The sequence below is a fragment of the Flammeovirga sp. OC4 genome (genome assembly GCF_000812565.1).
Taxonomy (GTDB): Bacteria; Bacteroidota; Bacteroidia; order Cytophagales; family Flammeovirgaceae; genus Flammeovirga.
Genome location: NZ_JTAM01000070.1, coordinates 1 through 13,952, shown reverse-complemented (window position 1 = coordinate 13,952; position 13,952 = coordinate 1). Strand labels below are relative to the sequence as shown.

8 protein-coding genes are annotated in these 13,952 nt (G+C 37.4%); 1 reads left to right on the top strand and 7 read right to left on the bottom strand.

The genetic code is table 11. The features are described from left to right. Positions 1 to 3: 3 nt before the first annotated feature. From PL77_RS24335 to PL77_RS24315, 5 genes are all read right to left on the bottom strand, one after another. The gene (locus PL77_RS24335; protein WP_044211236.1) at positions 4 to 1,152 is read right to left on the bottom strand and encodes a CaiB/BaiF CoA-transferase family protein; all 1,149 of its coding nucleotides are present in this window, start codon (positions 1,150 to 1,152) and stop codon (positions 4 to 6) included. After that, the gene (locus PL77_RS24330) at positions 1,145 to 2,290 is read right to left on the bottom strand and encodes an extracellular solute-binding protein (protein ID WP_044211235.1); all 1,146 of its coding nucleotides are present in this window, start codon (positions 2,288 to 2,290) and stop codon (positions 1,145 to 1,147) included. Before PL77_RS24330 ends, PL77_RS24335 begins: the two co-directional genes overlap by 8 nt. 36 nt (positions 2,291 to 2,326) lie before the next feature. Next, on the bottom strand, positions 2,327 to 3,397 hold the full coding sequence (locus PL77_RS24325; protein WP_044211234.1) for an L-rhamnose/proton symporter RhaT: 1,071 nt from the start codon (positions 3,395 to 3,397) through the stop codon (positions 2,327 to 2,329). 492 nt (positions 3,398 to 3,889) lie between these two features. After that, the gene (locus PL77_RS24320) at positions 3,890 to 7,075 is read right to left on the bottom strand and encodes a glycoside hydrolase family 2 TIM barrel-domain containing protein (RefSeq protein ID WP_044211233.1); all 3,186 of its coding nucleotides are present in this window, start codon (positions 7,073 to 7,075) and stop codon (positions 3,890 to 3,892) included. Between the two features lie 264 nt (positions 7,076 to 7,339). After that, on the bottom strand, positions 7,340 to 8,836 hold the full coding sequence (locus tag PL77_RS24315; protein ID WP_044211232.1) for a caspase family protein: 1,497 nt from the start codon (positions 8,834 to 8,836) through the stop codon (positions 7,340 to 7,342). 528 nt (positions 8,837 to 9,364) lie between these two features. On the opposite strand from PL77_RS24315, the gene PL77_RS30995 reads away from it, so the two are divergent. After that, positions 9,365 to 10,864 (top strand): DUF4493 domain-containing protein, encoded by a 1,500-nt coding sequence (locus PL77_RS30995; protein ID WP_082026715.1) that lies wholly within the window; start codon positions 9,365 to 9,367, stop codon positions 10,862 to 10,864. 75 nt (positions 10,865 to 10,939) lie between these two features. Here PL77_RS30995 and PL77_RS24305 read toward each other — a convergent pair whose 3' ends face one another. Together PL77_RS24305 and PL77_RS24300 are read right to left on the bottom strand one after the other, a co-directional pair. After that, entirely contained in the window at positions 10,940 to 12,736 is a 1,797-nt protein-coding gene (locus tag PL77_RS24305; protein WP_052444692.1) for a site-specific DNA-methyltransferase, read from the bottom strand. A gap of 68 nt (positions 12,737 to 12,804) precedes the next feature. Next, positions 12,805 to 13,596, bottom strand: a complete 792-nt coding sequence (locus PL77_RS24300; RefSeq protein WP_044211230.1) for a hypothetical protein — start codon at positions 13,594 to 13,596, stop codon at positions 12,805 to 12,807. Positions 13,597 to 13,952 lie beyond the last annotated feature (356 nt).

Genomic DNA, 13,952 nt, shown 5'->3' with positions numbered 1-13,952 from the left:
TCTTTATAAGTTAAACTCTTTGGCAATCGCATCTGTATCTTGACCCACTCTAGGAGCCGGTTTTGATGCAAATAATTTCTCATCATTTAAGCGGATAGGACAACGTGTGGTGTGGATAAACTCGCCTGTATCAAGCGGTAGTTTTTGATCCATTTCCAATACTTTATAAGCCTCATGTTGTAGCAGTTGTTCGTAGTCGAAAACGGCTGAACACCAAATTCCAGCGGGTTCAAAAATATCTAACCATTCTTGAGTTGTTTTGGTGGCTAGTATTTCACGAAGTGTATTCATGATTTCATCACGCTTCGTAAACGTTTCTTCTTCAGAGTACCCTCTCAATTGATCTGTATCAAGCAATTCAACTAGTTTTTCAAAGCCACCCATTGCCAAAGAAATATGACTGTCTTTGGTAGCGTAAACACCGTAAGGAGCACTGAGGTAGGCATGTCCTGAACCTTTTTCTGCTCGTTGAGGAAGTTTATTTCCATCGTTGAGGTAAGTGGTGATGACTTCAAATTGGAAATCCAACATCGACTCCAATAAGCTGACTTCCACGAAAGCACCTTTCTTGGTTTTGGCACTTCTAAGCAAAGCTGCTAAAATCCCTTGTGCCATATGTGACCCTGTGATGATATCAGCGACCGCCAATCCGAAAGGAGTAGGGCCATCATTTTTATCGCCTGTAAGGTGTGCCAAGCCCGACATACACTGTACTAAAAGGTCCTGTCCGGGTTTCGCAGACCAAGGACCTTCAGTACCATAACCAGTAACAGTCGCGTATACAATTTGTGGGTTGATCGCCTTGACAGTAGGGTAATCCAACCCAATTTTTTCCATCACACCCGGACGGAAGTTGTGGGTCATCACATCTGCTTTGGCGATAAGTTCTTTTACTTTTTGTAGATCTTCTGCATCCTTTAAATTGGCGGCATAAGATTCTTTATTTCTATTGAGGGTATGGAAAACCAAACTGCTTCCATCTACTCTTAAATTTTTAATGGCTATCTGACGCCCCGCTTCTCCATGGTTCGGACGCTCAATTTTGATGACACGAGCCCCCAAATCTGCTAATCGCAAACCTGCGGAAGGACCTGCCAAAAACTGGCAGAATTCCAACACCAAAAGGCCCTCTAATGGTTTTGAATTAGTCATTTTGAGAAAGCGATTTGATATACAATTCATTTAACTGTGACAAGAGCGTTTTTGGGTCACCACCCTTCATCATAAACTCACGAATAGGTGCACCGGCTCTGTCTTGGAAATACATGTGACCGTTGTAACGTGGTCGTAAAAATGCACGATCCAAAGCAGGAAGTGTATCGCTAAAGAAATCCATGCACTTGCTGTTTACTCTCTGATCCGTCCATGCTTTTCTATGTCCGGGTTGACCCCCATTGTCAAAGAAAATACCCTTCTGAACATCCAAGGAACCCGCAAACTCCAAGAACTTCGAAGCCATTTCTTTTTCTTCACATTTTGACGATAAAGCCAAGCCCGTTCCACCCAATGTACTGATCAGTTTTTGATCGTTGATGGCAACCATATCATGGTATTTTAAAGGAACACGAGCATAGCCTTCACGAGAGTAATTCGTATATCCATATCCGAAAGGAGCGTATACATAATCGTCTGTTTTGGTCATGGCCTCACAAACTTTGATAGGGTTCCAATCGTAACTTTCTTCTTTAATATTTTCTCCTAAATCGCGAAGCATCTGAAGTGCTTTCAATCCAATTTCTTCTGAAACGACATACTCTTTTGTCTCACACACATTTTCACCTAACGTAGAGCAAACCATGTAGAAACTCATCAATGTATCTTGAGGAATACCAGGGATGGCCACTTTTCCAGTTTTCGATAACTCCACTAAATCATCCCACGTTTCAGGAAACTTCAATCCTTCTTTTTCAAAAAGGTCCGGACGGCTAGAAGCAACTGGAGTTGCCGCATCAATTGCCAATGCCCATTGATGATTATTGTAAGCGTAACTTTCGTGTGATCTACCCACCGTATTTTCTTCCAAATCTTTCATAAAGTCTTGAGGAAGCAAAGTATCTAAAGGCATAATCACTTGCGTTCGGGCAGCAAAACCGGCCCAAGGATGATCGATAATTAAGAAGTCATACCTTTCTGCCAGTTGGTCTATTGGTTCATCAGCAAATGCTTGAAGCGATCTTTTCTCCCAAGAGATCTGTACATCAGGATATAGTTCTTCAAAACGCTGTGAAACGGCTACTATTGAGGTAAATCCACGGCTGTGGTTCCAAGTAATTCCTTTTAATTTTTTCATTTCAGTTTAATATTTTTAGTCTAATTGTATCTTTTATTAATGCCCTATTGCTTCCGTTCCCATGCTACTTCCATAAGTCATGGTTAAGAAAGAAATGATGAGAATGCCCAAGGCAAAGAGTAATGTATTGTAAGTTCGCTTACTCACCTGCGACCATTCTTTCATCAGAATACCCAATATGTAACTGAAGAAGATGAGCATAGACATATGAATCACCCAGCTGGCAAATTTGAAATCACCCATTCTCACATGGGCCATATTGTAAAAGAAGAATTGTCCATACCATAATGCACCACTTAGAATGGACATTAGGAAGTTGGTGCCGATTGTTTTTGACCCAAGCCCTTTTACATCTACAATTTCTTTTAATGTTTTTTGCTTAATTCCTACCACCACAAACCAAACAAGATTCGTCGCAAAAGCACCCATTGTCGATAACATCAGATTGGCATTTCCTTCGAAATAACCAGCCCCATGTTGTCCTGCGATTTCAGCAATTGGAGCACCTACTTCTAATGAGATACCAAACACTGCCGAAAGCACACCGGCAATTAAAGTGAGCATAAAACCTTTCTTCATATTAAAAGAAGGTTGGTCGACAGTTTCAATATTTAGTGCTTTAAGATCATTTTCTTTTCTATAGCCCGAAACCCCACAAAGTGCAATACCTATAAGAGAGATAAACATTCCCAGATATATAATATTTCCACCCGGTTCATAGAATTTAGATACCAATTCACCATGCATAATTAACGGCACAATCGTACCCAAAATGGCAGAGATACCAATAGAAATGGTATAGGTAAGTGAGTACCCAATTTCTTTAATCGCATATCCAAAACACATGCCTCCAAAACCATAAATCGTCCCTAAAAGAAAAGCATTGAAGATCACTTCAGAAGGCGATTCTGCGAAGACTTCCCATAAATCAGGTACCGTAATGTAACCAATCACTAAAGGGAAAATAAACCAAGCGAAAGCGGCCTGAACCAGCCAATAGGAATTCCAATTCCATTGCTTTACTTTCTGAAAAGGCACATAACAAGTCGATGCTGAAACGCCTCCCACTGCATGTAATAAAGTACCGATTATTGGATTTTGTTGCATTGTTTATTTCAAATATGAATAAGTATTTTAAATATGAATGCAATAACACATATTATTTTTAAATCCGAGAGAGAAATGTATTTGTTACACATTTACCCCCTGTAAATGCATAAAAAGTTCAACTTTGTGGCCGGTTTTGGAGTGTTTTTAGGGGATAGAGAAACATTAGATATTTTCTGTAAGGTCGTTGTATTGTAACGTCCACGTGAACCATATGAAGCAGGTTCTTATTTTATATGATGCTTTTGAAATGAAGAAAACCGCACCTTTAATGATCTAAAAGTGCGGTTTTTGTTAGAAGTCAGAGACTTCTAAAGATCTTGAAAGCACAAGAGACGCTGTCGCTTAACTCTTGCGCTAGGGAGCACTGGCGCGAATGTTAAGCGCTAGCGTCATTCGTGTCCTATTGATCATCAGAAATCTCCCGATTTCTAAATACTATTTGTTTAATCTTTATTATGGTGGTTCGGCGGACGTTGCAATGCAACATCCCTACAACTCCATCACAAAACGAAACTTATACTCCTTCACCGGAACCCAATACTCCTTCAAAGGCTTCGGACCACAACTTGCATTACCAAGCCCAAGCATTTGAGCATCGATGCACAAAATGGTTTCTTTTCTCTTTTGGAGGAAAGCCGGACGGCAGGCTTTATCCAAATCTTTCGCATCATAGTGTAATGCAGAAAATATAAAAGGAGTGTCTGATTTTACCTTCAAGGAAGTTTTCTTTTTGGATGAAAGTTCTACCCAACGTATTCCGGAACGGGCACCGTTTTCTTGAGGTACAACGTAAGGAACAAAGAGGTCTGTTGCCGTTGAATTGTAGGTACCTAAGTGAGCGGATTCTTTACGATCGGGATAGTTTTCGTGAGGACCGAAACCGTACCAATTTACATTTTCAAATCCTTCTACTAGCCCAAGTTTTAGACCGACTCTCGGTAACGTTTCCATAGTTTCAAAACCTGTTGGAGTGACCTTGTTATCCATTTTGATGGTGCCGTTACCACTGATTTCATAGATGCATTCATGTTGAATACTTCCAGAATCAGAAAGGTATTGATGGACTACATTTACACGGGCAATTTCTTTGGAAATTTGTTCAGATTGGAAGGATACCACTTTTCTTTTTAATTGCTTTAGATCGGCATCATCCCAGCTTTTAACAAACAGTCTGTCGTTTTCAATCGATGAACGGTAGACGTTTAATTCAGGTCCTTTGACATCTCCATTTTGAGCAATAATTTCTTTATTATTGGATAAGATGGATTCAATGATTCCTGTTGTTTTGTTGAAGTGAATTGTAAAGTTTTTCCCATTGAGAAGCACCTTATTTCCGTTTTCTGATAAAGTGATTTTTCCTGATACTTTATCTGCTTTTGGAGATACTTTTTGAAGGAGAATTTGTTCTTTGGCTACTTCATATCCGGCCTCTGCCCAGCTAGTCGCTTCTTTTAATTTATAGCTGAAGTTAAGAGCGTATTCAGCTGTTTTATCCATTTTTGGAAGTGATAGCGTGAAGGTTTCTGAGGCTTCAGGTGCCAAATCTAATGCAGGAATTTCTCCTTCTTTTACGGCTTTTCCATCTTTTAGAAGTGTCCAGCTTCCTTCAAAATTATTAAGGTTCGTAAAAGCGTATTTATTTGTCACTTGGAATGTATTTGCCTTACTGTTATCGGCTTTGATAGAAATGTATTGCTGTACTTTTTTTACTTCGTAAATGGAAGGTTTTAGGCTTCGATCCGCAAAGACAATTCCTTTTGCACATTCGTTTTCTAATTCTAGAATATGGGAGAAGTCGCCATCTACAGGAAGAGAGTCCAGAGGATGATAATCTAATTTGTGACTTTGACGAATACTTCCATCAGACATTTTCTCATTGTAGGTCTGATTGACCCAATCCCAAATATAACCACCTAAAAACGATGGATTTTCTTCGACTACATTCCAATAATCCGTGAAGTTGCCTAATGAGTTGCCTTGTGCATGAGCGTATTCAATCATGATATAAGGCTTGTTGTATTTTGGTTCAGCCCAAAAGCTCAACTTCTTCCAATGCTTTAGATTTTCAGTATTTTCGATAAACGGATACATCGAACTGTTCATATCAAAGTAGTCTTTGGTGGTCCAACAGTCTGTTTCCCTACCGTCATAAGAGATCGGTCGAGTAGCATCAAAACGGCGAATGTAATCACTCAATAAAGCGAAGTTTTGTCCCCAACCGGATTCATTTCCTAGTGACCAAAATATAATAGAAGGATGGTTTTTAGCACGTTCTACCATGGCAACGGCTCTGTCTAATGCCGTTGCCATCCAACTGATATCACTGCCCGGTACACCATTATTTCTGATAAAATAATCGGGAGTTTCTAATGCTTCATCCATTACATAAAGCCCGTATTGATCACACAATGCATACCAACGGGAATCGTTAGGGTGATGACTCGAACGGACGGCGTTGATGTTGTTTTGCTTCATCAATTTGATGTCTTGAATCATGGATTCTTCAGTCAACGTTTTCCCTAATTCAGGATGCGATTCACCACGGTTTACGCCTTTGATTTTAATTGATTTACCATTGACGTAAAGTTGTAGGTTTTCGATTTTCACCTCACGGAAACCAAAAGCCGTTCTTGTCACTTCTACTACTTCATCTTTTGTATTTAAAAGTGACAATACTACTATGTAAAGGTTCGGGTATTCCGCTGACCATAGCTTAGGATTTTCAATCTTCGTAGAATAATCCAAAACGCTTTCAGCTCCCAAGTTTCCCATTCGCCAGCCTAATTTCGGGCTTTTATCACCCGACTCATGTATCAAAGTACCGTTAGCATCATACAACGCAATTTTTACTTTATGTCCTTTAGCGACGATGTCTGTATTATTGAACACCTTGATTTTGGCATTAAACGTCGCATTTTTATAGTTTTCATCTAAGTCTGAAGTCAAATAGAAGTCTCGGATCTGTACACCTGCACGACTTTGTAAATAGACATTTCTAAAGATTCCGCTAAACGTCCAAGTATCACCCGATTCAAAATAACTGCCCGTTGTCCATCGGTAAACTTGTACTGCCATGGTGTTTTTTCCTTTCTTCAGATAAGGCGTGATATTGAAAACCGAACTTGTCATCGCATCCTCATCGTAGCCTACCATTTCCCCATTGATCCAAAGATAAAAGGCACTAGAAACGCCATCAAAATGAAGGATTGTCTGTCTTTCTTCCCAATTCTCTGGAATCTCAAAAGTGGTTCTATAGCTCCCTACCGGATTGTAATCAGGCACATTTGGAATACGGATTTGCTCGTTCTTCACTAGCATTCCAATACCTCTATGAGAGGGCGTACCATACCCATGACGTTCCCAACAAGAAGGCACCGGAATTTCTTTCCAATCTTCTACATTATAAGAAGGTAAATGAAAGTCCTCCGGTTTTTTAGCCACACTTTCTACCCAATTAAACTTCCAGTTTCCTGCAAGACTTTTGTAATATTCGGAGGCTTTATAATCACCTTCTAAAGCTGATTGTTCATCCGTAAATTGATAATGTGTCGTGGCGTGAGGTTCAGTTCCGACGGTATAGACTTGTTTGTCTTTCCAAAATTCCTGGGCTTGTAATTGGAGAGAGGAGGCTAATAAACCTAAGAGTAATATGAAGTTGCGTTGTTTGTTTTTCATTATTATAAACGTGTTTTATGTAGTCAAATAGGTCTTATGTTATGAATAATAGTTTGATAGTGAAACATCACCCTAATTCTTAAGAATTAAAATAAGCTTTTTAAAAGGTAGATTAAGGTTAGTTTCTTTCAGAATAAAGTGAAGTATAGAAATGTCTCTCCAAATTGGATAATTATTTCCCCTCCATAAATCCTCTTAAAAAAATAAACCACCTCAATGCTTACATCAAGGTGGTTTCTATTGATTACCAAGAATGGTGTTTTCTTATTTCGCTTGCGTATTGATAAAGACAAATTGCCCGCCTTCATCTCCGACATTATGCAACGTACCAAACTGTGGGGCATTCTCACTATTGTTGGCTACGGCATCATTAAAACGATAAAACAACTTTGAAGCAGTTAAAAACTTGTCTCGATTTTCTTTCAGATTTTGAAGAAGATATTTCGCAAATACACTTTCGTCAGGAACAGTTTTTAACGTACCACTCGTCATGCCTTTTCTACTTCTTTTTTCATAATAATTGGTGATGGAACGGTTCGCGTCAGCAAAAGCACTTCTTGAAGGCTTGAAGATACTTCCTCCAAAACAAGAGTCTGAAATTAATAGAATATGCTTTGCATCAATACCTTTTAGTTTGGTGCTCAAGTTGGCATTCGCGAGCCAATTAGAATCATCTCCTTCCACCGCATCAGATGGCAACCAATAGCCTTCTTTTACTTTTTGATCATAGTAACCGTGGCCAGCATAGAAGATAATAACGTTGTCATCGTGCTTTACATTTTCTCTCAATTTATTGAGTGCTTGTAGGACTTGCGAACGGGTAGGGTCGGCAAGGAAAATGATATTTTTAGGTTGAAAACCGTATTTCTGTACTAGTATGTCATTGAAGTTTTGTGCATCTCTTAGTGGAAAACGGAGATCATTGATAGAGTTGTCTTTGTAATTTTGAACACCGATAATCAATGCATGATAATCACCTGCTTTTTGATAATTACTTGTATTGACTGGGTTAGTGATGACCAATCCTCTAGCATCATTATTATTAGAAGGTTGTGAGGCTACTTCTGGAGTCGGTTGTGTATAAGTTTGTATTTGATCTGTATTGATCTTAGAAACTCTGATGTAATCCACACGAATTGAAGTTCCTTTCGCAAAGAAACCCGTGATATCCTGATCTTGTTGTAGTGGTTGAAAAGGAAAAGAATAGACGTATTTTTTATTGATAAAGATATGATACCAATCGCCTATTTTTCGGATTAAGAAATGGTTGAAATCATCCTTGTGAAGAAGGTCTGAATAAGTTTGCTCTACAAGGTTATGTTCAACGCCATTCGTCATCTGCTGGATTGTATAATAACCTGTTCTTGTGAAGCCAATACCATAAGCATTCTGACCATCAGCCGACATACCCCATATCAATCCGTTATCATTATTTTTTTGATAGTCTTCGTGTTTGATACTGGTTTCAATTTCAAAATCTTTCAGCTGTGTATACCCAAAACCCGATTTGATTTCTACTACCATCTCATCCTTGGAGTAAGAAGTCAATCGATATTCCCCTTTTTTGATTTTACTTTCACGAACCTCATCCGATAAGTAGTTTACAATGGTCCATTCATTTCTATTGTCATCGAAGTTTTCAGAAAGTACGGCTTGCTTGGCATACTGTGGTATGGTTTCAAACTTCCTGAAATCTTGAGCAAGTGAGATTTGAGTGAAGAATAATAAGAGTAAAAAGAGTAGCTTAGTCAATTTTTTCATAGTAGAGGAGCTGTTTTTAAATCTAATAAGTATGTAAGTGCTAAGACAAAATTATTGAATACTCATTCTATTTGTAGTTTTGCGATTATTTACTTTTAAAAAACACTAAATAGAACTACTATTTTTGACTTAGTACTTATTTCTGGAATTATGGAAAATTGATTCCATCTAAACGGTAAGTTTGCCAATTTTATTGACTATTGTACTACTATATCTTATTCATTTTTTTCAACGCTGAGAAAACGAAGTGAAAAAGTAAGTTTTTAACGTTAAAAGCTAGTTTTCACTCCTGTTGTACCCGTTATTTAAATAGTTAATTTAGTGATCTTTTAAAAAGAGGATTATATAAATAAAGCGTTACTGATGTGTGTTACCTCTTAGTGCCTTCCTTAATATTTTAAATTTTATAAATAACATTGAAAATCAGTTATCTAAATCAGTGTATTTTTTGATTTTTTTAATGATAATTTACTCTTTTCGACTTATATTTAACACGTTAACTGTAGTATCACCCAATTTCATATTACAATGAAAACTAAACAACTATTCTTATTATCATTTTTGATAATGACTTTTTTCTCATGCCAAAAAAGTGAGGAATCTTTACTCGATGGATCAGCTACTTTAAATCTTTCTGTCCAACAAGAAAATGTAGTATCAATAGGTAGAATTAAGACTGTCTCTACTGATAATTTTGCTATTTCAATCGTGGATAAAAGTAACGACCAAGAGGTTTTATCTTATGATCGTTATGCCGATATGCCTGCAACGGTCACACTTCGTCAAGGAGAATACAAGGTCATCGCCACGTCAGGGACTGCAATATCTGCTGATTTTGATAATCCGGTGTATTATGGCGAATCGGACTTATCCATTACTGCTGGAGAAACAAGCGATGTTTCTATCGAATGCCTGCTTTCGAATGTAAAAGTAAAGATTACACATACGGAAAACGCTAAAACTCGTTTTCCTGATGTATTTACAAGAGTTACAACAGGAGGAGATACTCTAGATTATTCACAGACAGAATCTCGTTTTGGTTATTTTGCTTTGAATGGAACCCCTTCTACAATGACCGTAGCGATCCATTATACTCAAAATGATGTTGAGCGTGTCACTTCCAAAACTTATGAAGCAAATGCTAATGACTTCTTCAATATCACAATCAATGCTTCTTTAGACGGTGAAGGAACAATCGGTATTTCTATCGGAGAGGAAAATGTAATTGATGATGAAATCATCATTGGAAGTAAAGACAATGGTGAAGAACTGACTTTTGAAAGGGAAATTTTAATGACCCTCTATAATGCTACCAATGGAGCTAATTGGACGAATAATGAAAACTGGGGAAGCGATAAACCTGTTGGAGAATGGTATGGTGTGTCTACCAATTTATCTGGTAATATTGATAGCTTGAATTTATTCCTCAACAGATTATCAGGAGAGATACCCTCTGAGATAGGAGACTTGTCTGAATTAGTTTATTTAGGGTTGGGAGCGAATCAACTCACGGGACAAATACCCTCTGAGATTGGTAACCTTTCGAAGCTCAATATTTTATCTTTGGGTTCTAATCAACTCTCCGGAACAATCCCTACTACACTGGGTAATTTGACTGAATTACAATGGTTTTCCATGCCACTGAACCAACTATCAGGAGAGATACCACTTGAAATTTTTGAGTTAAGAAAACTCACATTTCTTGCTTTACGAGATAATGAATTATCAGGGTCAATACCTAATGAATTAGGTAATTTGACGGAGTTGGTTTCTCTAGAGTTAAGTAGGAATCAACTTACCGGAACAATTCCTTTAGAGATCGGTAATCTTACCAAATTGAAGTACGTCTATTTGAATCAAAATCAATTGTCAGGATCAATTCCTTCAGAAATTGGTAATTTAACTGAACTATACACTCTATCATTAATCGAAAATCAATTTACAGGTCCTATACCATCAGTGATCATTGATGTTGTAGCGAACAATTCGGGTTCAGTGACTTACGACCCTGAAAATGCACCATTGTAAAAATAAAACATCAAATCTTTATTATATGTGTAAGGATTTGATGTTTTACTTTTTTATTGAATCCCTGTATAGTAATTACTCCTTTATGGGCTTTAGATCGGCATTAAAGTAGATCAATAATAAACCATCACCCACGTTAAATACTTTTTCTCCTTTTATTGTTTCTTCTTTGATAGGAAGAGTGAGATCAAGACCATACTTTAGTAATACTTCATAAATGATATCCTTTTCAGTGCAGTGCTCATTTAGATGTTGAGGTGTGATGGAAATAGAGTTGTCTTCATTTTGAATCCATGATTTGATATTGGAGGAATCGAGTTTGAAAACGGCAAATCCTAAATCCATTTTATTCGCATTTTCGGGGTCCTCCTCCCTTATTTTTTGCTGCACTTTGTTGATCCTGTCTATGCCCACATCAGAGATGAGTTGGTAGCCTCTTTTGTAAGCCTCATGTTTTTTTGCAATGGGTTCTGGTATCTGAACCATGATAAAATTGAGTTGCTTTTCCTCGCTTTGATTCAACTCTAATACAGCATGAGCAGTGGTGGCTGAACCTGCAAAAAAGTCGAGGACAATATCATGAGGTTGGCAGGTAGGCTCAATAATTTTTTTGCAAACGTCTACGACTTTTGGAGTATCAAAAGAGACATCAAGTTCTTTTAATTTTGCATCATCGCTGCCCCCATGATAGATCATAGAAGAAACGTTTTCATACATATTTTCCTCCAAAAAATATTTCCGGTTGGGCTGAGTTGTTTCATCCGCTCCAAATAAAATTAAATCGTCTTTCAAAAGTCTTTCCATCGTAGCAGGTGGGTTTCTCCAACCACGAGCAGGAATTGGGCATGCTTTTTTTGTGACAGGGTGGATCAAAGGAATAAAATAGTCGTCAGGTGCTTGTTTTTTGTTGGGCCAAGCCATAGAAACCGGACGGTAGACTTTACCTTTTTCATCAATGAGTTGATAGGCTTTTTCTCCACCGCTAAAATCTTGTTTTCTCATCCAAACTTTCAATTCCTTTCGCGCTGTTGAAAGTCCTTTGGTTTTGACTAATTCATTGGCTTTGGCTATGATTTTCCCTGCATTTTCTTTTACTCTTTTAAAAGCATTTTTCTTTTTGAATTCATGAATGTCTTTACAGTAAAGCAATATGGATTCATGTTGATAGGCAATGCCTTTAGAATCCCCTTTAGGATTGCGCTTATCCCATACAATAGTACCCAATCTATTATTTTCACCATAAAGCTCATTCATGATTTTTTCAAGATTGGCGTACTCATGTTCATCAATATGAATGGCAATCACTCCATCTGCTTTGAGTAAGTTCCTTGAGATGCTCAATCTTGGATACATCATATTCAGCCAATTGGTATGATACCTTCCTGTAGTGTCAATATTGGTAGAAGACAGTTTACCCTTTTTGTTTTTTTGAGTCGTATGTTCAAGGTAGTTTTTGATGTTGTCTTTATAATTATCCTTATAGATAAAGTCTTTCCCTGTATTATAAGGTGGGTCGATATAGATAAGTTTTATTTTCTCTTGGTAACTTTTTTGGAGTACCTTGATCACCTCAAAGTTATCGCCTTCAATAAATAAGTTTTTGGTATTTCTGTCTCCATAGTTTTTCACTTTTCTCAGCGTTCCCGCCGAAGGTTCTTGAGTAGATTTTATGGCCTCTTTTTTTCCTTTCCAAGTGAAATTATACAACTCCTCATCATCATGATCATTCGCTAAACCCAAGTGATGAAGTAATGAGGTCACATCCACCTCACCATCTTTTACTGTGTCGGGGAAAACTTTACTCAACTTATCAATATTATCTCTGATGATATTCAAGTTGCTCATCATTTCACTCGGTGCTTTACTCTTCATGTTTCATTTTTTTCTACGAAAACGTTCCTAAAATTATACAAAATGAACGTATTCTCGTTATGGTGTCCTTATTTATTTAAATAGTTGATGAATTCTGTCATGCTCATTATTCCAATTTCCTTAATCTCGAATTTTGAAGAAGGAAGGGGAGTGTTGAAAACTTTTACAGTATTAATATCATCGATGTAATCCGGCTTTTTGGTATGGTAGTTATAAAGGTATTCTAACTTAATTCCGGTGTTGAGAATGAGTTTCGCAATGAGTTTGAAATTGGGATAGTCATCTTTATACGGTGCCCATTTTCTGATATGAATCTTTGATCTTTTAAGCTCTATGATATGTGAGATCTTGTGGTTGGCATCCAGTTTTATCAAATCAATATCCGTGACTTTGATGGTGCTGCCAAGGTTTTTTCTTTGCCATTTATGATAAAAACTTGAGGTCTTGTCATTGAGGTATTTTGCTGTAGCGTTGTTGGTGATGGGTAGGCCGTATTTCTTAAAGTATTCCGGTAAATCTGCTAGTGCAATTTTCCTTATCTCTTTAGAAGTTTTCAAATCCACAATAGCTACATCTTGCACTTCCGGTTTTGTGATAACAAACCGAAGTAAAATCAAAGGGATATTGGTCCTTTTATACAGTTGTTTTAATGGAAGCCAAAGGTCTGTTTCTGTTGACATCAGTTGGGGATGTAAAAGTTCTTTTTCAGAAGGCACACCAGAGACAGCCACAAGAAGTTTGGGAGCACTTTGATGATCACCGTAGATCAATTGCCATTGGTTTTTGATGACAAACTTAAAGTCTTCGATGTCGTTTTCTCTGATGTAGTCAATAGCCGCATTGGAATTGTAATAATCCATAAGTTAGAGTTTTGAGGTAGATTTTGAGAAAATAGTTATAGTGTACACCTTTCAGCAAGGGCTTGAAATGTGTCAAAAAGCTAGGGTATATTGAAGAGGCAACAGGAAGCAACTGTTGATGAATAACTAGAACATATCTTAAGTTCTAAGCCAAGTAAAACCAGTGTTTTGATGAATCATGTCTGCCTTCTTTGATCGTTAAGTCTTCAATAAATAGTATTAGTTTATGCTTTTATGAGCATAAGTTTAGCTTTTAAGTTTTTATAGTCTACAAGCTAGTAATTATTTTTAATAATACAATATTACTATGCTGTAAACTAAGTTTTTGAATATTTATGGTATTTAGAAATCAGGAG

Excerpts from the sequence above, each read along its gene's own strand:
- PL77_RS24325 (WP_044211234.1), bottom strand. The coding sequence starts at position 3,397 with ATGCAACAAAATCCAATAATCGGTACTTTATTACATGCAGTGGGAGGC.
- PL77_RS24300 (WP_044211230.1), bottom strand. The coding sequence starts at position 13,596 with ATGGATTATTACAATTCCAATGCGGCTATTGACTACATCAGAGAAAAC.
- PL77_RS24330 (WP_044211235.1), bottom strand. The coding sequence starts at position 2,290 with ATGAAAAAATTAAAAGGAATTACTTGGAACCACAGCCGTGGATTTACC.
- PL77_RS24335 (WP_044211236.1), bottom strand. The coding sequence starts at position 1,152 with ATGACTAATTCAAAACCATTAGAGGGCCTTTTGGTGTTGGAATTCTGC.
- PL77_RS24320 (WP_044211233.1), bottom strand. The coding sequence starts at position 7,075 with ATGAAAAACAAACAACGCAACTTCATATTACTCTTAGGTTTATTAGCC.
- PL77_RS30995 (WP_082026715.1), top strand. The coding sequence starts at position 9,365 with ATGAAAACTAAACAACTATTCTTATTATCATTTTTGATAATGACTTTT.
- PL77_RS24315 (WP_044211232.1), bottom strand. The coding sequence starts at position 8,836 with ATGAAAAAATTGACTAAGCTACTCTTTTTACTCTTATTATTCTTCACT.
- PL77_RS24305 (WP_052444692.1), bottom strand. The coding sequence starts at position 12,736 with ATGAAGAGTAAAGCACCGAGTGAAATGATGAGCAACTTGAATATCATC.